Raw genomic sequence first — 21,943 nt, forward strand, 5'->3', positions numbered from 1 at the left:
AAACCGCAACAATTCGCCGGAATAGCTTCGTGACGCGCGACCATCGAATTACACACTGCTGTTAATCGGGCTCTGACCGCCAAACCATACCCTCTATCTCGCAATTCAACGACTCAGCAAACGCTATCAGGAGACCAGTTCACCACGCTTGTAACTCAGCATGGTCGCAATACGGCTGCCGCCTGCGGCCTCATCGGCTAGCAGATCGCGCCATGAATACGTCAGGATGCCATCGGCCCCCGAGCGCGCCACGCCGCGCAGCGCATCGCGCCATTCATCGGCGGTGATCTCGCGGCGACGGCCGCCATTGGCATAGATAGGCTCGAGATACTCGGGTCCGCCCTGCAGGCAGGCGAACAATGTTCGCGAAGTCTGCCGGCGCGCCTCGGCGATACGCTCGGGAATCCATTCGACCGGATTGCGCTTCAGGATCTGGAAATAGAACATCAGTTCGTAGTGGTCGATCGCAGCGTCGAGATCCGCAAAGCGCTGTGAGAGCACCTCTTCGACCGCGTTGCCAAAATCGGCTGTGCCCAGACCGAAGCCGTTAAGAATCACGTCGAGTCCGGGCCGCGCGTCGAGCGCCGCCTGCCGCAGACGTTTCGCCACCGCGCCGATGTGCGCGCATTTCCAGGCTGTCCAGCGGCTGCGCAATTCTCCGGTCAGCACTTTACGCCAGGCCGCTGGACCACCCGCTGGCAGCGCGGTGTTGGTGTCGCGCGCGAACGTCGTCATGCAGCGTTCACAGAAGCAGTATTCGCGGATCTGGCTGCGCCTGACCTCCGGTAGCCACATTTCCCAGAAGCCGGGAAAGCGGATGAACGACAGGAACACGCCGTCCGGTGCAGTGGCTTGCACGGCCTGCGCCAGCCGGTCGGCCTTGCGTTCAAGATAAGCGGGATGTGTCGGACAGACGCCGACATACCAGCTAAATGGTTCGAATACCTGACCAAATTGATCGACGGGACGCAGATCCGGATCAGCCTCGAACGCCTCGGGCGAGAAGAATACCGCGGTCGATTGATACACGCGCCGTCCCTCGTCCTGTAGCGTGGCAACCCACTCGCGATCGCCATAGGCGCCGCCTGGTGGGCGTTGATCAACCGCGCTGCCCGGCAGCGGATCGATCAGGTTTTGCACGAGCGCCCAATCGATGCCTTGCGCGACCATGCGTCGTGCGGCCTCCTTCATGGACAGCCCGTGCTGCGTTGACCAGTCCCACCCGTACGCCTTAACGCCGACGATTCGCGTCATGCCGATACCTCACCGTGGCTCATCTGGGCCAGCAATTCGTGTTGAGTCAATGTGCGGGCGTCCAGCATGTCCACCACTTTTCCGCCACGCATGATTGCAATCCGGTCGCACAGCAGCAACAGTTCTTCGAGTTCGTCGCTGGCCACGACACAGGCGACGCCGTCCGCCGCCATCGAGCGGATATGCCCATAGATCTCGTTCTTCGCACCGATATCGACACCTGCGGTCGGTTGATCGAGCACCAGCACGCGCGGACGATTCAACGCCGCGCGCGCGATCAGCACCTTCTGCTGATTGCCACCCGACAACGCGCGCACGGGCTTGTCGGCGGTCGCGCCGCGTATCGTCAGACGAGAGATTGCGTCGCTGATCGCCGCGCGTCGCGCGCCCAGTTGCACGAAGCCCGCGGAGGAAAACTGGCGGCGTAGCGCAGCCAGCACGATGTTCGAGCCGACGCCGCTCGCCATCACCAGACCGCGGCGCTTGCGGTCCTCGGGGAGCAGCACGATGCCGTGGTCGAGCCCATCGGCGGTCGAGCGCAGGCGCAGCGGCTGTCCATCCACGCGCAAAGTACCGTGATTGCGCCTCGCCCCACACATTGATTCGGATAACGAAGTTCTACCCGAGCCGGTCAAACCGGCGAGGCCGACGATTTCCCCGGCGCGCACGCTGAGCGTGCTGCCCTGTCGGCCGATCTGGCCGAAATCTTCCAGTTCGAGCCGTGGCTGCGCAGGCCATGCGGATGAACGATCCCCAGCGTGCTTCGCGGACGACTCGGCGAGCGCGGCACCGACGATCTGCGTCGTCAGGCGGTTCAGATCGAACGCGCTGGCCGGGCTGGTTTCGATGCGATGGCCATCGCGCAACACGGTCACGCGATCGGATACCTGCAGCACTTCCTCGAGAAAGTGCGAGATATAGACGATGCCGACGCCGCTTTCCTGCAGGCGCCGCATCGAACGGAACAATGCTTCGCGCTCGGCCGGCGCGAGGCGCGCGGTGGGCTCATCCATGATCAGGATGCGCGCGCGGCGACTCATGGCCTTGGCCACTTCGGTCAGTTGCTGGTGCGCGACGCTGAGCCGGCCGACCGGCACGTCGCATGGCAGATCGAAGCCGAGCTTGTCGAGCAGCGCTTCGGCCTCGGCACACATGCGCGCGCGGTCCACCATCAACCCGCGCGCACGTGCCGGCTCGTGGCCGAGCGCGAAATTCTCGGCCGCCGTGAACTGGGGCACCAGCGCGAACTCCTGGTGAATCACCGCGATGCCGGCGGCGAGCGACGCGTCTGGACTCGCGAGCGAACAGATCTGCCCGTTGATCGATACCTGTCCCTGGTAATCGTCGTACAGGCCCGCCAGCACCTTCATCAGAGTGCTCTTGCCTGCGCCGTTGTGCCCGACGAGCGCATGCACCTCACCGGCGTGCAGATCGAAATCGACACCATGCAATACCTCGATGCCGCCGAACGCCTTGCGGATCTGGCGCATCTGCAACAGCGCGGGAGTCGCGTTCACGTCAATGCCCTGCACACCGGCCTCCCGTATCTCAACCGCCCCAGGCGGGCGGGAACTGGGCGACGTTGTCCTTCGTCACGATCGGCAGCGGCATGAATTCGTTCGGACGCTTGACCTTGTCCTTCTGGCCCGCCACCCACTGCACGGCCGCTTCGACCGAGCGTTCGCCCTGCGGCTTCGGGTCTTGATCAACGGTGCCGGTCACATAGCCGCCCTCGATGCCTTCACGCACTTCGCGCGGATAGTCGCCGAGCACGAACTTAATGTCGTCGCGGCCGTGATCGTGGGCGTAGCGCGCGGCATTGGCCGCTTCCGGACCCTGATCGACGATCGCGTCGATGCCGCCCTTCGGATACTTGTTGAGCCAGTCCTGCACGAGACGAAGCGCCTGCGCCGCATCCCAGTTCGCGGTCTGGCTGGTCACGATCGTGACCTTCGGATAGGCCTTGAGGTAATCGTCGAAACCCTTCTGACGCTGCAACTGAGCACTCGTGCCGAGGCCGCCCAGCATGTACGCGACGCGTGCGTTGGGACCGACCTTGCTCACGAGCAGGGCAGCCTGTTGACGGCCGAATTCATAATCGTCCGCGCCAATGAAGGTGACGGTCGGACCCGCGTCATCGACACGGTTATTGACCGCGAACACCGGAATGCCAGCTTTGTCGGCCATCTTGACGACCGGCACGATGCCCTTTGCGTCGCTGGCGGTGATCAGGATCGCGTCGACATGCTGCGAGATCAATTGCTGGACGCCAGCGATTTCGGTGCCGAGGTCGCCCTTGCCGTCAACGAGCACGAGCTTCGCGTCGAGCTTGTCGGCGGTCTGCTGCTGCCCCTTGATGAAATTCGAATAGAACGGTACCGACGCATTCCAGATCATCGAACCGATCACTACCGGTTTGCCCGCGGCCTGCGCGGCGAGCGGCATGGCCGTGACGGTGCCGAGGACTGCGGCGCTTGCCGCGAGGCGGAGCAGCGCGCGGCGCGTTGACGACGTTTTTTTCATTTCGATGTCTCCAATATTCACGTTATGGATGAGCACGCCAACAACAACGAACGGCATCAGGCAGCGCGGCGCCGGCGCTGCAGGGTATCGGCACCGACCGCGACGAGGATCACTAAACCAGTGATCGCCGGCTGCCAGTACGGTGAAACGTTGAACTGGTTCAATGCGTTCGAAATTGTGCCGAGTAGGAGTGTGCCGATCACGACCGCGCCGATGCTGCCCGCGCCACCGGTCAGCGGCACGCCGGCCACGGCCACGGCTGCGATCGCCGAGAGCGGCCAGGTGGTCGCCGCCGAAGGTTGGCCGATCGACGTCTGACCAAGCAGGATTAGTCCGCCGAGCGCGGCCGCCGCCCCTCCGAGCATATAGACGAGGATCGTCACGCGGTGCGTCTTGATGCCAGCGAGACGGGTCGCTTCCTCGCTTCCGCCGACCGCGAAGATGTGATGGCCGAACACGGTGAACTTAAGCAGTGCCCAGGTGGCGAGTGCGACGCATGAATAGATCAGCGCGGCCACCGGCACGATGCCGAGCCGGCCGAGCCCGACCACGGTGAAGGAATCGGGCACGCCATAGACGGGCGTGGCATTCGTGGCCACATACATGAGCCCGGTCACGAGCGTCTGCATGCCGAGCGTAGCCACGAACGGATTGATGCCGACGCGCGCTACCAGCACGCCATTGGCGACACCGACCGCGATGCCGACCAGCAAAGCTGCAACCACCCCGGCGGCAATACCGTAATGGCCCATCGCCGCCGCAGCCAGCACCGAAGATGCGGCGCCCACTGCGCCGACCGACAGGTCGAAGCCACCCAGCATGATCATGAGCAGCATGCCGCAGGCGACCACGCCGACGATCGACTGCTGCTCGACGATGTTGACGAGGTTGTCGAGCGTGCGAAAACTCGGCGATACCGCCGCGAACACGATCACGAGGAGTCCGAAGATCAGGAGCAGCGCGTGACGCGAGACGAAATCGCGCAGGGCGCCGCGCGGCGAGGCCGCTGCGGCGGAGCCGGTGGAGCGGATCGTGGTCATGATTGAGCGGCTCTGTCTTGAAGCAGGGTGGCGAGAATGTCGGGCACGTCGATGCTGCGCTGCAATTGCAGCGCCACCGCGACCGCGCCGCGCACCGTGGAATTCGGCCCGAGCGTCGAGACCTCGATGCGCGGAGGGGTCGGGATATGCAGTGCGACCCGTTCGGCGACTCTGCTCAGGAACGGCGCCAGCGCGCGGCCGACGCTGCCGTCGACCACAACCACTTCGGGGTCGACCACGGCGGCGAGCGTCACGACGCACATCGCCAGCGCGTCGATTACGTCGGCAACGATCCGCATCGCGTAACGCCCGCCGCGGCTGGCGTGCTCGATCACCGTGCGCGCAGTCGGTTTCGAACCGAGTTCGGCCTGCGCCATGGGCTTCAGTTCGACGAGTGCCTGCGCGCGCGCCGCAATCGCCGGGCCGGTCAACACGGTCTCCATGCCGCCGATCCCGCCGACGCAGCGCTGGCGGACCATGTCGACGCTTGGCAGCAAGGTGGCCAGTTCGCCGCCGGCGTTGTTGCGTCCGAGCACGAGCTTGCCATCGCAGACCACGGCGCCGCCGAGGCCGGTGCCGATCGACACCACCGCGTAGTCGCGCACACCGCGCGCCCAACCCTCGCGGCCTTCAGCGACGGCGGCCAGATTCACGTCGTTGTCGACCCGGAATGGCACACCGAACTCGCGCAGTCGCTCGACGATATTGAACCCCTCCCACTGGACGTTCGGACCGCGCACCGCGAGACCCGACGCCGGATCGATCACCGCGGGCACGCCGACGCCGAGCGCGCGCACCTCGCAATCGCGGGCGCGCGCCTCGGCCAGCAGCGCTTCCCACACATCGACGAGCGCTTCGTAAGCACTGCCCGCATCGGCCACCAGCCCATGCCGTTCGGCCAGCACCTCGCCATCGCCGTCGGCCAGCACGCCATGACACTTGGTGCCGCCGAGATCGACGCCGATCACGCAGTGACGGATATCGTTCACTTCGAGCACGCCGCGCGGCCGGCCGCCCGATTCCGACGCACCGGGCGTTTCGAGCACCATGCCGCCCGCGAGCAGCTTCGAGATGATGCGGCTTACAGAAGCCTGGGACAGATTCACGGCATCCGCAATTTGCGGCCGTGTGGTTCGCCTGTGCGCACGCAGATATTCGAGTACCAGGTACTCGTTCATATCGCTCATGCCGTCGTGTCGAATCGCCATCGAATTAGTTTCATTCAGAATGAAATTAACGAAAGATTAGTCACTCGGTTCCCCAGCATCAATTCGGGATAACACGAAGAAGACCCGTGAGGAAAGGGAACGTCACGCCCCGGAGCCTGCCTATTTCGGCGAAGCCAAGTCGAAGCTCGTGGGCGATGTGGACGGGTATGAGGACCGGGGAGGTCATTGCGCCGAGGATGAAACCCCGCTTTCCGATTGCTGCACGCATTGGAATAGGCTGAATGCGATACCCCCAAGGCGATGCCTCATGGCCACGGCTGAAAAACCGGGGATGGAAAACCTGGTTCGCGAAACCCTTCCCCTCGGATCGCGCTGTGATCGTCTGGCCGCTTTCGGATGGATTGTGTTGAAAAAGTCTTGTTTTGGTCGGAGACGCAGGAGTTCGCAGCACGTTTTCGAGTTGTGGCGATCGGCGAAGCGGCGACCTTGAACGAGGCAACGGTCCCCCGTTGCTCGTCATGCAACGGTCTGGTTCATCTGCTTGCTTCCAGGCATGAACCGCTTGGCCATTCTTCGCAGGTTTTGCGCAGTCGCTGCCATCAGGAACTCATCATGAGCACCGCTTGGACCTCGCAGTCGCAAACGGTCCAGTTTCAGGATGCGTTTGAGATGCGCAAAGAGCATTTCCACCTTCTTTCGCTCACGGCAAGATCGCTTGTATTCAGGCGTCTTCGCAATACGCCTGGCCTCGTCGCGTGCAGCTTCATGGATGCTGCGGGCAATCTTGCGGAATGGTGTATTCGGGCAGCAGCGCTCCTTCATCGAACAGCTCCCGCAGTCGAGCGGGCTTGCCCGATAGATGATCGTGTCTGCCTTCGTGATGCGCGAGCGCGGATTCCTGAATTTGCGCCGATCACTGCGTAGTGCGTGCCCGGTAGGACAGCGATATTCATTAGCGAGTTCATCCCATCGGAACTCGCTGCTGGACAATGTATTGTCCTTGCGCGTCGTTTTATCCCAGACCGGAACATGTGGTGCAATTTCCTTCTCTTCGATCATCCAGGCAAGCATCGCTGCTGAGCCATACGCGGTGTCGCCTGCAAGACGTCGAGGTTTGAGATCGCGCCGCTGCTCAACGCGATCAATCATCGTCCTGGTTGATTCCACTTCGTGGGAACGGTTCGCGGGCGTCGCCTCGACGTCAACGATGATCCCTGCTTGCAGGTCAATCAGATAATTGGTCGAGTAGGCGAAGAACGGCAAGCCACCCTTGGCGGCTGTCCAGCTCGCAGCGGGATCCGTCAGGGATATCCTCTTTGGAGGCGTCGATGACTCTGTCATCTCCGCCGCTTCGGTGCCTGCTGGATTCGCTTCTTCCAACGCTTCCAGATACTCCCGCACGGCACGGCTTTGGCCCTTGACACAACCCCAGTCGATGGGTTCAGAACCCGGAACACCGCGTACAGAACTCGCGTCGGCTCTGATGATGCTCGCGTCAATCGCGAATCCTTCACCCTTTACGAGCCCTTCGGACATGCACCGACCCAGTACCGACTCGAACACATGGCGCAGCACATCGCTATCGCGGAAGCGACCGTGGCGGTTCTTGGAGAATGTCGAGTGTTCGGGTACGGCGTCCTCCAGGCCCAGGCGGCAGAACCATCGATACGCCAGATTCAGATGCACTTCTTCGCATAGCCTGCGCTCGGACCGGATGCCGAAACAGTAGCCCACAATCAACATGCGGATCATGAGCTCCGGATCAATCGATGGCCGTCCCATGGGACTGTAGAACGGCGCAAGATGCTGGCGTAGATCACGCAGATCAAGAAAGTGATCGATGCCTCTCAACAGGTGCTCGCGAGGGACGTGACTATCGAGGTTGAACGAGTAGAAGAGTTTGTCCTGTCCGCTGCCCAGTTGACCCATCATGACGAATCACTCCCGTCGATCGATGGCTTCCAGGATACCCAACAATCCGCATGCCGGGCGACTTTTTCAACACAATCCGCAGCAGAACGATCATAGACGGACGCGGGTCGCGCGCCGACGCTCAGGGTCTTTGGCACAGTCCCGAGGAAGGTAAAGCTCTCAGCCGACCGGCGAGCTGCCCTGCGTGCAGGCCTGCGACACGCTGACGGCGACCTGGCAGTTGTCCTCGCGCGCCATCCAATAAATCGGATCGACGCCGGTGTCCGACAACGAAGCCAGAATGAAAATTAAGGATGCGTCGGACGTCATTCGCGACGGACTAACGGAGAGGCTCTTGTCATCACCTTCAGTGTGAGTGAGACGTGCCCTCTGGCACCGTGAACGTCACCTTCTGCCTGCACTCGGTGCACCCAGCAAATACGTGGTGTTGAGCGTCGACCAACTCGACAAGCATCTTGTGCTGACCGGGTGGCAGACCCGCCACGCTGATTGTATTGACGTCATTCGCTTCTACCCAACCCCAAGGCAAATCGTCGATGTGTACGTGCAGATGCCCGATTCGTGGAGACACGTTGAGCGCGGCTGCCCCGAACACCGGCACGATATGCACGTTCTCCACCCGATATTGGATCCAGACGATGCCGTGGGCCAGTCCTGCGGCAAGCGGAGTGGGATCCACAATCAGTTTGGGTGGGGGCTCGTTATCGATGGCGACGTACGGTGAGGCCACGCCGACCTCCCCTGTGCTCTGGGCGAACGCGTTCGTTGCGAGAACGGTACCAGCCGCGACTGCGACAAGCGCCTTGATCAGCATGCTCATTTGCATTCTCACTATTTGATCCCCAAGCGGAAGAGTTTCGATTAACCTGGCCTGGAATCGCCGGGCCGGGTCATGGCAGTTGCACGAATGTGACCTCCCAGGCTCTCCGACAATCAGCTACCGATTACAAATTCGATCCATTGAGCGGCTATCGTTACAAAATGACCCGGCACGAAGAACACGCCCAAGCAATAGTGCGGCAACAACCTGATATCCCAGGCAAGCCGAGTTTTGAAGGCGCGCTGTTCTGCTCGCGATGGGCGTATTTGAGCAGATGAGCGTATCTCGCTCGTGTCCGAAAGTCGGTTGTGTGTAAGCGCGTGTATCTCTTTCTGTCTGTAGATACGTTGGAATACAAAAGGACAGTGCGGGGCAGGAGGGACGCCAGCGTCGGGAATCAGTTGCTGTTCGAAGTGACGCTCAGGTTGCCGGTCATGGACAAGACCATGACGGTCCTCGACGACGCAGACAGAGTATTGGGGGAATGACCAGGGCGGTAGCGCGATGATCTGGCGAGATCTCCGCTAACTGCGCGACCGTGGATGAACCGATGGTGGAGCGGCTAGAGCGACAGCCTGACGTAGCGCACACCATATCTACCCGTGAGCGAAGGTCGGTGCGGCTCTGACAACGGCCCGTTGCGAGGGGACGACTCCAACGGCAGCGAATTGGTCGCTTTATCCCGGTCGCACATAACATCCGATCCGACTTTCAAGGTCACACTTTCATCGGGCTGCGATCGGCCCCAGCTGCAGCCAATCATAGCCTCGTGCGACCTTAAGTTTAATAATGATCAGAGTGGCCGCAACCCGTTACGTTCAGACTCAGAGGTACGCTGACCATGTTGCCTATTCTTGAAACCGCGATGCGTACAGTACACCCCGGTCCCCAAAAATGGACTGAGAGCCGGCCGCTAGCACGCTCGTGATCGAGAAGTGACCCGTATGCAATTGGTCGAAGTTTTCACCATAGTACGCTCGGCACACGGAGTATTCCGTGTCGGCCCATCGACCCTCGCTTGCGCGATAGCGACACAATTACACACGCACCGTGGTTGCTGGCGTCATATCAGTCGCGGGCAGGGTGGCGCGTCGTGACTTCTTGGACCAGCCACGCATTGCCGTCAGGATCAGCGAATGCAAAGAACGAGCCGTAGCTGGTGCGCTTGGGATCGGGGCCGGGGATTCGTGCTTCCAGAGGAAACGACGCACCGTGCCACATATCGCTCACGCCAATGCCGCGGCGGATGAACTCGCCATGAGCCGCTGCAATATCCGAGACAATCAACGCCGCCGTGGCCGTGCCAGGCGCCGCCCCGGTGATACCCTTGCCGAAGGTGACGGAGCATCCTGAGCCGGCGGGTGTGAACTGGACAATGCGAACCTCCTCTGTTGGGGCGACATCCTGGTCGAGCCTCCAGCCCAGACGTCGATAGAACTCCTTGGATTTGTCGACGTCGGACACGGGAATGACGTGGACTTCGAGATTCATGGTGACACTCTTCTGCTCTTTCATTTTGCTACCTGTCGGATGATATGCATCTTGCTAATCAAATTAGGCTCGCTCCGAGCCGGCGGGCGGCAACTGGCCGTTTAGACCGACGACACGCCGAAATCGGTTCGTAGCGCTTATTCGCCATCAGCTCGATCTGCTACTTGAGCGGATACATCAGGACAGCTTCGCAGCGAGAACGTCGATGCGTTCGATCGACGGCGCCTTCACAAGCAGTCTGGCGGCGTTCGCCCCCAGCGCTTGCGACATTTTTCCGTCGAGATGAGCTTGGCGACCGGCTTCATTGGCGAAGGCGTCGAAGGCGCCGAACGTGGATGGACCGAGCTGCAGGGCGAACCACATCGGCGTGGCGTGTTCCTGCAACGCAAGGACGAGACCACCCTGAATCAGGAGTCTTCTGCTTCCATACGTCGCCTGGCTTCGAGGCGGACAAACAGTGCATGCTCGATCATGACTGACTCCAGGTTGTGGTTGATCGGTAGGGCAAAGTATGCTTGCAGCGACCGCCGCTGCGTATTGGCAATGCCGCCAATATTGGTATCGCATTTGCCATGCCCCGCGGTATCCACATCCTCGCCATGGCGACGCATCTGATACTGACCCGGCCATAGTTCATTCAAATTCCGGAGGTGGTTTTCTTTTCCGCCAAAGTGCCACCACCTCCCCCGAAAGAGACATGCACGTTCAAAAAAATCGTCATCATAGAAACATCTCCGCGTTCGTGTTTGACGAATCTCTTTCAATATGCCCACTGCCGACAGTGCCTGCTGCGCTGACTGTGCGATGGTGTTGCGCTTGCCATCGATGATCTGACTCGCCTGCTTCGTCATATCGCTGACACCCATTAGCGGGCCCAGTGTCAAGTGAGCAAACAATACCTTCGAGTGCCTGAGCAGCCGATTCCGATTTCGCTGACCGAATGCAGTAGCCGAGCGCACCCGTTTCTTCGATTCATGGCTGCGACGGATCGCGCCAGACACCCATCAGGATCAAGCGATCGGCTTACATCGGCTGCCTGTCGCCCTGGTGGCTCTGCCACCCCAGAAGAACTACAAGGGCTTCCCCATTGAGCACAAGCTCAATCGAAGTTCGATGTGCATACATGCTGCAATGCCGCTTCGGCGTGCGTGAGAAGGTGAAGGACTGCTGTACTACAACCGGTCATATTGGGCCGTTGGCCCGGACCCTGATGAAAGACGCGCGCAAGGACCTCATTCTTTGGGCGGGACAGAAATCCCCGTTCTTCTGACAGGTATGCCTTGCGCGGGTCCAACCCGCTTCACATCACCGCTGGCAGTGCAAAGTGATCGTCAATCCCCTCGTGGTTGCTCCGATGTCTCGGGATGCTTGTCTATCGGACGTAGTGTTCGTTCATGCGGTCGCCGGTACGTACTTGAAGGCGTCGCCGTATTTCAGAGTCGCCCATGCCATGCGCGCGTTCTTCGCGGCGATGGCGACGGCTGTCCGCCAGTAGCCGCGACGCTCGACGAGACTTCTCACCCAGCGGCTGAAACGGTCCTGCTTGTCCCCCAGACTCGCCATCACCGAGCGAGCTCCGAGTATCAGCAAATTGCGTAGATACGAATCCCCCGTCTTCGTGATGGCGCCCAGCCGTTCTTTACCTCCGCTGCTGTACTGGCTTGGAGTAAGGCCTATCCATGCGGCCACCTGGCGGCCGTTTTTGAAGTCGTGTCCGGCGCCCAGACTCGCAAGCAAAGCGCTTGCGGTGGTCGGGCCAATGCCGCGGAGATGCATAAGCCGTCGGCTGCGCTCATCGTCTCGGGCGATTTCGCTGATTGCACGATCGTATTCGATGAGCCGGGCTTCGATGTTGCTGGCGTGCTCGAGCAGATCACTGATGCAGCGCCGGGCCCAGCCGGGCAACGCATCCAGGCAGGTCGGGATCTCTCTTCGCAGGCGTTCCGGGCTCTGGGGTAGCACCACGCCGAATTCAGAGAGCAGGCCACGTATGCGGTTATAGATCGCCGTCCGTTCCTCGATGAAACCCTGACGTGTCCGATGCAGGCAGAGCGTGGCCTGCTGGTGTTCGTCCTTTAGCGGCACGAAACGCATGCTGGGGCGCGTCACTGCCTCACAGATTGCCGCAGCATCGGCTGCGTCGTTCTTGCCTCGCTTGCCCGACATCCGGTACGGCGCCACGAGTTTCGGCGCCATCAGCTTCGCCGTGTGGCCGTACTGCTGGAACATCCGCGCCCAGTGATGTGCACCCGAGCATGCTTCCATGCCGATGAGACAGGGCGGCAACTGGGCAATCAGCGCGAGCATTTGATCGCGTGAGACGCGCGGTTTGATCAATGCGGCCTTGCCGGCCTCATCCACTCCGTGAACCGCAAACACGTTCTTGGCAAGATCGATTCCGACGGTGACAACAGGCATGGACTTCCCCTTATGTTGGCGTTCGCTGGACGTTCAAACTTCATCATGGCACGTTGATGCCAATTTACGGCTTCCGCCACCGCCTCGGGATGCGGAAGTCCCTTTCATTCGTTGGTGCCGCAACGCGTCCATCGGGTTCGCACAATACTCGTGGTTGCCAAACGTCCGGCACCAATCCAGAGCTGGCTCGCGTTGCAGGCGATCCGCTTTGCTGCACATCGGGGACGGCGGCACGGCATTCCATTCAATTGGGTGGCTTCTCGCCAGTCAGCGATCGGGGCTTGCCGGTCGCCGTCGTAACGCTTATGCGAAGCAGCGGGTCACATCAAATGGTTTTCGCTCCTTCAGCATGTGGAAACACGCACGGGCGAGCTTGTGGGCCAGTGCCTTGCGTGCGATCACTGAATTCGTCCGGGCTTTCTTGCGCTCGTAGAACTGCCTGGCTTCGGCGCTAAAGTGCATCGCGAAGTTGGCCGCTTCGATGAATGCCCAGCACAGGTATGGATTTCCGTTCCTGGTATTGCCTTCGCCCTTCTTCCTGCCGTTGCTCATGCGTTGGCTGTCCACGCACCGCGCGTAGGAGGCGAAGTTGCCAGCGCTCGCGAAACGTTCGATGGTCCCGGTTTCCAGCACGATCACGGTGGCAAGCGTCTGGCCAATGCCGGGCACCGTGGTCAGGAGGGCGTAGTCCGCGCGTGGCGCGACCCTTTCCTGAAGACGCTTTTCCACGATGGCAATCTGTGCGGAGAGCGTCGTGATGACCGCGACGTTCGCGCGGACCGCCAGCGCCACGTCATCTGGGAGATGCAGCTGGTCGACAGCGGCCCGGTCCAGTTGCTTGACCTGATTGCTCGTGATTCGCGTGCCGGACTGACGTGCCGTTGTGTTCTCGACGGCGAGGATGTGGCTGGTGCGGCTGCGCACCAGTTGCATACGCTTGCGGGCCAGGTCGCGCACCTCACGGTGCTTCGCCGGCAGGATGGTGCCAGTGGGAAGGATGCCCAGGCGCAGCAGGTGGGCCAGGTAGCGCGCGTCGGTCTCGTCACCACTGTGCTTGAGTCCATCATATTTTTTTTTCGCCGCGGTGTTGGCCAGATGGACCACGAAGCCGGCCGCCTGCAGGCCGTCGACCAGCCAGTACCAGTTATACGTGCTATGGAAATATTTCCATAGCACGTATTATGGACGCCCCGGAATTATGCATGCTTTGCCGTTGACGGGGGCGGAGCGCGCGGCGTGGGTTCCGATATAAATCGAATTGTGGACCGTACCGCGCGCGCATTGAGTTCCTGAGCAATGCAGGGTTCACCGATCGGATCAGTGCACTTGGCTGCGCATAATCACAAGCCTTCGAGAAACTGCAGTACGCGGTCAGTGGGCCGGTATCGGTGTTGCCTGCTGTGGGGTAATTGAAGCGTACTGAGGGCTCTTTCCTTCATTGCCAGGTCTGCCTCGACGTACATGTGCGTGGTCGCTGGGTTCTCGTGGCCCAGCCACAGCGCAATGACCGTAAGGTCAACGCCAGCCTGAAGCAGGTGCATGGCAGTCGCGTGCCGAACCAGGTGCGGTGAGATGCGTCGGCCCTTGAGTCCCGCGCAATGAGTTGCCGCAGCCTCGTAGGCGAGGTTAAGACGGTCGGTTATTCCGGTTCGCGTCATCGGTCCGCCTGAGCGATTTGGAAAGAGCCACTGTCCGGGTGAAGCTCCAATCTGCCGAAGCCAGAGCCGGATCTGGTTTGCGGTGCTGCGCCAGAGCGGGACCGCACGTTCTTTGCGGCCCTTGCCGTGAAGACGTACAGAAGGGCTTCGATCCAGATCGACGTCGCCGACGCGTATGCCGATGAGTTCGGATACCCGAGCGCCGGTGTTATAGAGGGTCGCCAACATCACGCGATCGCGCTGGCCGCACCACGTCTTGGGGCTGGGTGCATCGAGCAAGGCGCATATTTCTTCTCGGGAGAGGAAGCGGACCAGCGGGCGCTCATATCGCTTCATCGGGATCGCGAGCACCTGCTGAATCGTGCCCAGCGACTCTGGTACTCGGGACGCAGCATAGCGCAGAAACGAGCGAATGGCGGCAAGCCGAAGGTTGCGGCTACGGATGCTATTATGGCGGGCCACTTCGAGGTGATCGAGGAACTGGAGAACCAGTGATGCATCAATATCACTGAGTTCCAGGCGATCAGGTCTCCGATGCAATCGCTGTTCTGTAAATTGGAGAAGCAGCCTCATAGTGTCTCGGTAAGCCGCTACCGTTCGCGGGCTCGCGTTACGCTGCTGTATCAGGCGCTCCATAAAGAACTGTTGCAGCAATTGCGCAAACTTCGGTGATGAGTTCAGGTCAAGCATGATTGCCTCCTTGAGCGAAGTGCTCGAAGCGATCGCCTACGATGGTCATCAGCTCAGGTATTGCCGTTACATACCAGAACGTGTCGGTGACCTGGGTATGTCCGACATAGGTGGAGAGCACCAGCATCGCATTACCGACATCGATCCCCTCCTGATACCAGCCGACAAGACGGCGGCAGATAAAGCTGTGCCTCAAGTCGTGGATGCGCGGGTGCGGGTGACCTCCCCGGGCTTGCCATCCGAGCTGTACTCGAAGACAAGCGAAGGCATATGCGATCTGCCGATAGTTCACTGGCCTTCCGCAGTCGGACACGAAGAACGCGTCGGTCGTCGACGCAGGCAGCCTTTTATCCCGAATACAGGCATAGGCACGGAGGGCTTCGGTGGTGGTTGGATGTAGAGGAACCTGGCGAGCTTTACGAAACTTGCTCTGACGAATCGTAAGGAGGCTGCGTTTGAGGTTGACGTCCTCGCGCCGAAGTGCCAACGCCTCCGAGATACGCAATCCCGTGGCCGCGAGCAGACCGAAGACGGTTTCACAGGTAACTGCACGCAGGCCACCCGTGGGCGGAAGTTGTCGGGCAGTAACCAATAACGTCTCGATTTCCTCTTCCGAATAGATATGCGGTGTCAACCGTCGGTGCCCTAGTCCACAGAGTCCGGAAGATGCAATTTCGGTGGCGGGATCGAACTGCAGGCGGTACTTGGCGAACGGGCTCAAGATCTTCAACCGACCTGCCCTGGTGGCGGCTGTGGAGCGGCTGGACGAACAGGCCCAACGCAAAGCCAGTTCCACCGTGATTGGACCGCGGTGGCCAATTTGATCGGCGAAGCGTGCAAAGCACATCAGACGCTGCTCCTCACTTTGCAGAGCAAAGCCAAGTCGCCGCCGGCGTTCAAGATAGTCCTCGACCAGAGACACCATCGTCGTGGCGGCCTTCATGTTCGTCTCCCGGGCCAAGGCAATGCAACGGTGTTGAGCCGGGGCAAATCGACCTTGACGTAGATGGTCGTCGTGTTGACGCTGCGGTGGCGCAGTAGATCGGCGATGTCCTTGAGACTTGCCCCTTCCCTGAGTAACCTCGAAGCGACAGAATGGCGGAGCACGTGGGTTCCGGTCCACCGCTGAGCCAAGCCGCACCGGGCGTAGGCGCAGCGTACGGCGTTGCGCACGAGGCTCGGCCCCACCGGTTCATCGCGCGGAGCGCGGTGGCGCACAAACAGTGCGCGGCTAGCCGTCGTGGGGCGCCCGAAGCGCAAGTAGTCCGCGATCGCCCGCCCCGTCTCCACAGGCAGCGGCAGGAGAGTTGTGCGCTTCGCTTTCGCTTTCGCAATCCGGAGCGTGCCTTCTCGCCAGTCCAGGTCATCGAGCTGGATAGACGCCACTTCGCTTGCTCGCAGGCCCAGGTCCACCAGACAGCGGATGATCGCGTAGTCGCGTCGGCCGGTCGGGCACGTACGATCGAACGATTTCACCAGCGCTGCTAATTCCGAATCGGTAAGAGAATCCGGTACCGCGGCGAGGCGCCAGTAAGCAACTCTAGGGACTGCAGCAATCAGGGGTTCGGTTGGGTCTCCGTGTATTCGACGGAAACGCAAATAACTTCGCAGACAGTCGCCAATGATTCCGGCAGTCCGGGGTACACAGCCTCCGGCGCGATCAGTCACGAATCGGCAGATGTCATCGGGCTTTACGCGCTCAAGCGCAATCGGCCCCCAATCAAACTGGGCAAGGAGGAATTCACGCACGTACCGCAGACGGTAGAGGCGCGTCGCCGGTGCAAGACCCTGTACCTCCTGAAGATACGCATCAAAGAGTCGAAGCTCCTCACTTACGAACTTGGAAACCGGTGCTGATCTCGGCGGAATGATGCCCTCCGAGCGCAGCATGCGAAGCAGATGACGCAGCGCGCGACGAAGGTTTGCGGAGGTGCGGGGACTTGGCTTGCTGCATCTGCAGACGGGAAGATGCTCCGTGAGAAAGCGATGCAGTATCGTCTCGTCGATGTGATTGAGAGCGATGCGTTGCGCAGTCAGCCACCGTCCGAAGTGGGAGGCACATTGCAGATAGTTCTCTACGGTAATACCGGCATATCCGTGACGCCCCAAGCAGTCCGTGAAATTCCCAACGACGGGTCCAAGTGCGCCGTAACGTGCACGATTGCACGCGACGACTTCAGAAACGACTTGCGTGATCATGATCGCTCTCCTGAGAGATGGTGATGAAGCCATCTGAGAAGAGCAGTAGCTGTTATGCAAGGTCGACCGATGGTGAGGCGCTACTAGGCATCCGGAGGAGTTAGGCGTCGCACCTCGGAATGACCGCCAGACCGCGCATAATTCCGGGGCGTCCATAATACGTGGATTCGACCACGACGCCTGCCAGCTCCGCTCGCCACGGGGCAAGGAACGCCAGAACCGTTGCCAGGTCGTTCGGCAGCCGCTTCTCGGCGACCACGCGGTCCGTTTCGTCGATCACGCTCACCACGCTGTTGTTCGAATGCAGGTCAATGCCGCTATAGTTCATCATGGCCTCCTTCCGGTTAAAGCGGTTTTGGCAAACTCACTTTAACCCCGCCGCCCGTCAGGGTGGCGGTGGGAGGCCCGCTAGATGATTTTCAATGTCATCCGCTTCATGCCCGACCGCAGCCGACCTCGACCGCTGCAACCCAAGCCACACAAGGCATTCGCCTCCAAAGCCGTCATGCAGCCCTTAGCGATGTACGGCAGCAGTTCATAGGCAGGCAATTCGCCACGCAGCGGGACTCAGCCGAACGTGAACGCGTAAGCCAGCACGCCAGGGTCGAGGAACCTGATTTCGAAGGTGCGTTCACCGCTGCCATTGGCCAGCCGCACGAGCTGGTAGAGACGCTGCCCGGTCACCGTCCCGTTTCCGTCAGTATCGACGTCCATGCCGCGGTCGGCGCCAGGTGCCTTGCCGTCGATCAGCACTCGAAAGCGCACAGGCTTGCCGTCGCGAGCTGGCCCCAGCACCAGATGCAGGTCACGGCCACGGAAGCGATAGACGATACGTCCTTCGGGGCCGTCCAGCCGCGCATTGTCATCGCCCACCGACCAGCGTCCGTCGAGCGCCCATTGGTTGGCCATCAGCGTGCCGGACGCTCGATACGTGCTCGGCTCATCATGCGCCAGATCTCCACCGGCGAAGTTCTCTGCGCGTGCATAGCCCACGTAAGTTTCCGGCGAACGCGCTGCATCGCCGGAGGCTGCCGCCTGGGCGCCCTGCGCGTCTGGCTGGACGTAGCCGCCAGGCAGGTCCTTCTGGCCGGCATCGGCAAGCAGCTGGCGGATCACGTCCTCGCTCTCCTTGTAGCCGCCTTCGCCGAAATGGTGGTGACGGATTTTCCCCTGCGGGTCGATGAAGTAATGCGCGGGCCAGTATTCGTTGCCGAACGCTTTCCAGATGGCGTAATCGTTGTCGAGTGCGACCGGATAGTCGACGCGCAGATCCTTCACGGCCTGCGTCACATTTTGCGGATCTTTCTCGAAGGCGAATTCGGGCGCGTGCACGCCGATCACCACGAGGCCGTGATCCTTGTATTTGTCGGACCAGCCGCGCACGTAGGGCAGCGCACGGATGCAATTGATGCACGAGTAGGTCCAGAAGTCGACCAGCACCACCTTGCCGCGCAGCGACTGAGCAGTGAGCGGCGCGCTGTTGAGCCACCGGGTGGCGCCAGCCAGAGAGGGCAGCTCGCCTTCCACCGGCAGCGCACCCGTTGCTCTGGCGGCGGCCTGCACGGGGCCAACGAGATGTATTGCGTCAATCAGCTTCTGTTCGATTCCGCCGGTACTCGCCAGCGACACCCGTGTCAGCAGATGAGTATCCAGCCCAAGCGCAATGGCGGCCACCCCCGCGAGCACCAGCCCACCCAACGTGCGGCGCACCAGTTCGCCGGCGCCAAGCGAACGCTTCATGGCGGCGAAGACGCGCCCGCCAATCAGCAGGGCCAGCGCGAGCGACGTTGCTGCGCCGGCCGCGTAGGTGAGCAGCAAGAAGGTCGTCTTGAGGCTGGCCCCGTTCAAGGCCGCACCCGTGAGCAGCAGGCCCAGGATGGGGCCTGCACAAGGCGCCCACAGCAGCCCGGTGGCCACCCCCAGGCCCGCCGCCGAGAGCACGGAATCGCTTTCGCTCCCGCTGCGCTCGGTCAGCGTATTGCCGAGCGTCACGAACGGGTGGGTGATCCATTCGGCAACGCGATTCGAAAGCAAGGTAAGGCCGAGCACGGCGAGCACCGCGAGGGCCACGATGCGGCCATACTGATTCGCGTGGACGGCCCAGCCGCCGCCGAGTGCGGCCAGTGTGGCAACTGCGGCGAAGGTCAACGCCATGCCGGCCAGCATGGGCAGTCCATTACGCGCAAACGGCCGGTCCGCGCGCGCGAATACAAAAGGCAGCACGGGCAGGATGCAGGGACTCAGAATGGTGAGTACCCCGCCCAGGTAAGCAAGGATCAGTAAAAACATGGGAACGACTTCCGTGGTGGGATCGTGGCGCGTTTCGCACGGCCTCGTGCCCGGATGACGTCCCGGTGTGCACGAGGCAGCGCGCCCTGGCGTCGACGTTGGTCTACTTTGCGGCAGCCTCGATGACTCGAGCGACCGCATCCGGATGCGAGATATAGACAGCGTGGCCTGCGCTCACTTCGGTAACCTTGGCGCCCGAGCGTTGATACATCCAGCGCTGAAGCTGGGGGCTCACTACATGATCCTGTGTGGTCAGCACCGCGTAGCTAGGCTTGCTTCGCCATGCCGCGACAGGCATCGGTGCTGCCACGGCTTTCTGCGCGAGTGGCTGTTGCGAGTCCGCCAGGAATTGCGCTTCGGAAGGCGGGAGATCCTGCGCAAAGGTCTCGCGGAATCTCGCCGGGGGGATGTAGAAGTATTTGTCCGGCGAAGCACGCATGGCATCGTTTGGCGCGGCAAACTTCTGCAGGAGTTGGCCGCTGGCTTCGCCCTTGTCGGGTTGGAGGGCGGCTACATAGACGAGTGCGCTCACCTTCGGGTTGGAGCCTGCATCCGTGATTACGGAGCCGCCATAGCTGTGACCGACCAGCACGACAGGGCCCTGCTGCTGATCGATGACGCGTTTGGTCGCGTCGACGTCCTCGTCGAGGCTGGTAAGCGGCTCCTGCACGATGCTCACGTGGTAGCCGTCTTTCGACAGGATGTCGTAGACGCCGCGCCAGCCAGAACCGTCCACGAGCGCGCCGTGAACAATGACGATGTCTTTTGCCGCCGTTCCAGTCTCGGCGTGGGCCATCGTGCTACCGATGACAACCAGGACGGCACTAAAAATAACCTTTCGCAGTGCAAACATTTCAATCTCCACAATCGTTTCCGAATACTCATTTACAGGTGGCTTCAGGCCAGTGCGTTCTTCATGGCCAGAACGTCGAACGGCTCGACTGAAGGCGGGCATGCCAGCATCTCGTCAACCCGCGCCATCAGGCTTTTTGCCATGTTGCCGGCGAGGTGCGCCTGGCGATCCTCTTCACTCGCAAAGGCGTCGAAGACAGCGAACGTGTTCGGCGATAGCTTCAGGGCGAACCAGATCGGCGTAGTGGCCTCCTGATTCGTCATTTCCAGGCCGGCGGCCAGAAAATCCGCTACCAGCTGCTCCTTTCCGGGCTTGGCTTCTAGTCTGACAAATAAAGCATGCTTGATCATCTGCGTTCTCCAGTGTCCGCGTGAGGGGCCACGCGATGAACGCACTTTACAAACGACGCGCACTGGAGAACACTGTCTCAATCGACAATTTTGATATCGATTCTGCCATGCGGATTTTTGTTCTCGCGCTCGAGGGCGTGTTCGACACTGGCCTCACTACGGTGCTCGACGCCCTGACGACAGCCAACGAACTTGCGCGCGCGACGGGGATAGCCACACCGGGCTTCGAAATCACCGTGGCGGGGATGCGGCCCGAGGTGCGCACCGCGCTGGGGTTGCAGGTTCCCGTCCGCGATGTGACAAACGCCCCTGCCCCGGACTGGGTCGTTGTACCGGCGCTCAACCGGACGACGACGGACCTGCTCGTGCCTTCGCTCGGCCGGGCCGACGTGATCGATGCGCTCGGTGCACTGTGCTCGTGGCACAGTGCCGGCGCCCATATCGGAGCCGCCTGTACGGGAACCTTCGTGCTGGCCGAAAGCGGCTTGCTCAATGGGCGTGAAGCCACGACCACCTGGTGGCTCTCGCCCGTGTTCCGGCAGCGTTACCCCGAAGTGCACCTGGACGCGCATCGCATCGTCGTCCCGAGCGGCACCACGGTGACGGCGGGGGCCGCCCTGAGCCATCTCGACCTGGCACTCTGGCTGATCCGCAACAACAGCCCTGAGCTTGCGGCGCTCGTGGCCAGCTATCTCGTATTCGATTCGCGACCGTCGCAATCCGCCTTTGCGATCTCCGATCATCTGTCCCATTCGGACCCGCTCGTCGAGCGTTTCGACCGCTGGGTGCGCGAACACCTCGACAGCACGATCACACTCGATTCGGTGGCCGAAGCGCTGGCGACCAGCACGCGGACGTTGTCGCGGCGTCTGAATGAAGTGCTCGGCAAGACGCCCGTCGAGTACATTCAGGATCTGCGGGTCGAGCGCGCCGTCCATCTGCTGAAGACGAGCAAGCTCAGCGTGGATCGCATCGCCGAGCAGGTTGGTTACTCGGACGGCGTCACTTTGCGAACGTTGCTACGGCGGCGGATAGGTAAGGGGGTCCGCGAGTTGCGGGCGTCGTGAGTCTTAATGGCCGAGAAGCGGGCCGCTGCTACCACGATTCCCGCCAGAAGCCGGTCGCGGCGATAAGCGCGGTTTATTGCGCATTGACTTCGTTGAAGAACGTGTGGGCGCGGTCCCACGGACCGGCGCTTGCGAGGGCTTCGCTCAAAGGCCGCTCAGCTAGCCGGCGAGCAAAGGAAATCGGATGGTC

At 61.4% G+C, this 21,943-nt stretch carries 17 protein-coding genes and 3 pseudogenes; 1 reads left to right on the top strand and 19 read right to left on the bottom strand.

Annotated elements, in window-relative coordinates; all coding sequences use genetic code 11:
* Positions 1–126: 126 nt before the first annotated feature.
* The 19 genes and pseudogenes from L0U81_RS25765 to L0U81_RS25855 all read right to left on the bottom strand — a co-directional run bounded on the left by L0U81_RS25765 (position 127) and on the right by L0U81_RS25855 (position 20,686).
* On the bottom strand, positions 127–1,254 hold the full coding sequence (locus L0U81_RS25765) for a hypothetical protein (protein ID WP_233807211.1): 1,128 nt from the start codon (positions 1,252–1,254) through the stop codon (positions 127–129).
* The gene (locus L0U81_RS25770; RefSeq protein ID WP_233807213.1) at positions 1,251–2,771 is read right to left on the bottom strand and encodes a sugar ABC transporter ATP-binding protein; all 1,521 of its coding nucleotides are present in this window, start codon (positions 2,769–2,771) and stop codon (positions 1,251–1,253) included. The genes L0U81_RS25765 and L0U81_RS25770 overlap by 4 nt, the downstream gene beginning before the upstream one ends.
* Positions 2,772–2,802: 31 nt before the next feature.
* Positions 2,803–3,777: a sugar ABC transporter substrate-binding protein gene (locus L0U81_RS25775; protein ID WP_233807215.1), complete on the bottom strand. Its 975-nt coding sequence runs from the start codon at positions 3,775–3,777 to the stop codon at positions 2,803–2,805.
* 56 nt (positions 3,778–3,833) lie between these two features.
* Positions 3,834–4,817 carry an ABC transporter permease gene (locus L0U81_RS25780; RefSeq protein WP_233807217.1) on the bottom strand — a complete coding sequence of 328 codons (984 nt, stop codon included), beginning with the start codon at positions 4,815–4,817 and terminating at the stop codon, positions 3,834–3,836.
* Complete coding sequence (locus L0U81_RS25785; protein WP_233807218.1) at positions 4,814–6,025, bottom strand: ROK family transcriptional regulator; 1,212 nt, start codon at positions 6,023–6,025, stop codon at positions 4,814–4,816. Before L0U81_RS25785 ends, L0U81_RS25780 begins: the two co-directional genes overlap by 4 nt.
* Positions 6,026–6,502: 477 nt before the next feature.
* Positions 6,503–7,918 (bottom strand): IS1182 family transposase, encoded by a 1,416-nt coding sequence (locus tag L0U81_RS25790; RefSeq protein WP_233805282.1) that lies wholly within the window; start codon positions 7,916–7,918, stop codon positions 6,503–6,505.
* Positions 7,919–8,077: 159 nt separating this feature from the next.
* Positions 8,078–8,227: a hypothetical protein gene (locus tag L0U81_RS25795; protein WP_233807978.1), complete on the bottom strand. Its 150-nt coding sequence runs from the start codon at positions 8,225–8,227 to the stop codon at positions 8,078–8,080.
* A 37-nt stretch (positions 8,228–8,264) separates the two neighbouring features.
* Positions 8,265–8,738, bottom strand: a complete 474-nt coding sequence (locus tag L0U81_RS25800; RefSeq protein WP_233807220.1) for a DUF6130 family protein — start codon at positions 8,736–8,738, stop codon at positions 8,265–8,267.
* Between the two features lie 1,068 nt (positions 8,739–9,806).
* A complete protein-coding gene (locus L0U81_RS25805; RefSeq protein WP_233807222.1) occupies positions 9,807–10,229 on the bottom strand; it encodes a VOC family protein in 423 nt (140 codons plus the stop codon).
* Positions 10,230–10,406: 177 nt separating this feature from the next.
* Positions 10,407–10,702, bottom strand: a pseudogene (locus tag L0U81_RS25810) (antibiotic biosynthesis monooxygenase).
* A gap of 919 nt (positions 10,703–11,621) precedes the next feature.
* The gene (locus L0U81_RS25815; protein WP_233807224.1) at positions 11,622–12,647 is read right to left on the bottom strand and encodes an IS110 family transposase; all 1,026 of its coding nucleotides are present in this window, start codon (positions 12,645–12,647) and stop codon (positions 11,622–11,624) included.
* A gap of 303 nt (positions 12,648–12,950) precedes the next feature.
* A pseudogene (locus L0U81_RS25820) lies at positions 12,951–13,802 on the bottom strand (IS110 family transposase); the annotation flags it as partial.
* A gap of 185 nt (positions 13,803–13,987) precedes the next feature.
* Positions 13,988–14,995 carry a tyrosine-type recombinase/integrase gene (locus L0U81_RS25825; RefSeq protein WP_233807228.1) on the bottom strand — a complete coding sequence of 336 codons (1,008 nt, stop codon included), beginning with the start codon at positions 14,993–14,995 and terminating at the stop codon, positions 13,988–13,990.
* Positions 14,988–15,938 carry a tyrosine-type recombinase/integrase gene (locus tag L0U81_RS25830; RefSeq protein WP_233807230.1) on the bottom strand — a complete coding sequence of 317 codons (951 nt, stop codon included), beginning with the start codon at positions 15,936–15,938 and terminating at the stop codon, positions 14,988–14,990. The genes L0U81_RS25825 and L0U81_RS25830 overlap by 8 nt, the downstream gene beginning before the upstream one ends.
* Positions 15,935–17,194, bottom strand: coding sequence for a site-specific integrase (locus tag L0U81_RS25835; protein ID WP_233807232.1), 1,260 nt, complete (start codon positions 17,192–17,194; stop codon positions 15,935–15,937). Before L0U81_RS25835 ends, L0U81_RS25830 begins: the two co-directional genes overlap by 4 nt.
* A gap of 157 nt (positions 17,195–17,351) precedes the next feature.
* A pseudogene (locus L0U81_RS25840) lies at positions 17,352–17,522 on the bottom strand (IS110 family transposase); the annotation flags it as partial.
* Positions 17,523–17,761: 239 nt separating this feature from the next.
* A complete protein-coding gene (locus L0U81_RS25845) occupies positions 17,762–19,483 on the bottom strand; it encodes a cytochrome c biogenesis protein DipZ (protein WP_233807241.1) in 1,722 nt (573 codons plus the stop codon).
* A 103-nt stretch (positions 19,484–19,586) separates the two neighbouring features.
* Positions 19,587–20,336, bottom strand: coding sequence for an alpha/beta fold hydrolase (locus L0U81_RS25850; protein WP_233807243.1), 750 nt, complete (start codon positions 20,334–20,336; stop codon positions 19,587–19,589).
* A gap of 44 nt (positions 20,337–20,380) precedes the next feature.
* Entirely contained in the window at positions 20,381–20,686 is a 306-nt protein-coding gene (locus tag L0U81_RS25855) for a putative quinol monooxygenase (RefSeq protein ID WP_233807245.1), read from the bottom strand.
* A 107-nt stretch (positions 20,687–20,793) separates the two neighbouring features.
* Here L0U81_RS25855 and L0U81_RS25860 point away from each other — a divergent pair, with 107 nt between their 5' ends.
* Positions 20,794–21,753, top strand: a complete 960-nt coding sequence (locus L0U81_RS25860) for a GlxA family transcriptional regulator (protein WP_233807955.1) — start codon at positions 20,794–20,796, stop codon at positions 21,751–21,753.
* Positions 21,754–21,943 lie beyond the last annotated feature (190 nt).

This window comes from Paraburkholderia sp. HP33-1 (genome assembly GCF_021390595.1).
Taxonomy (GTDB): Bacteria; Pseudomonadota; Gammaproteobacteria; order Burkholderiales; family Burkholderiaceae; genus Paraburkholderia.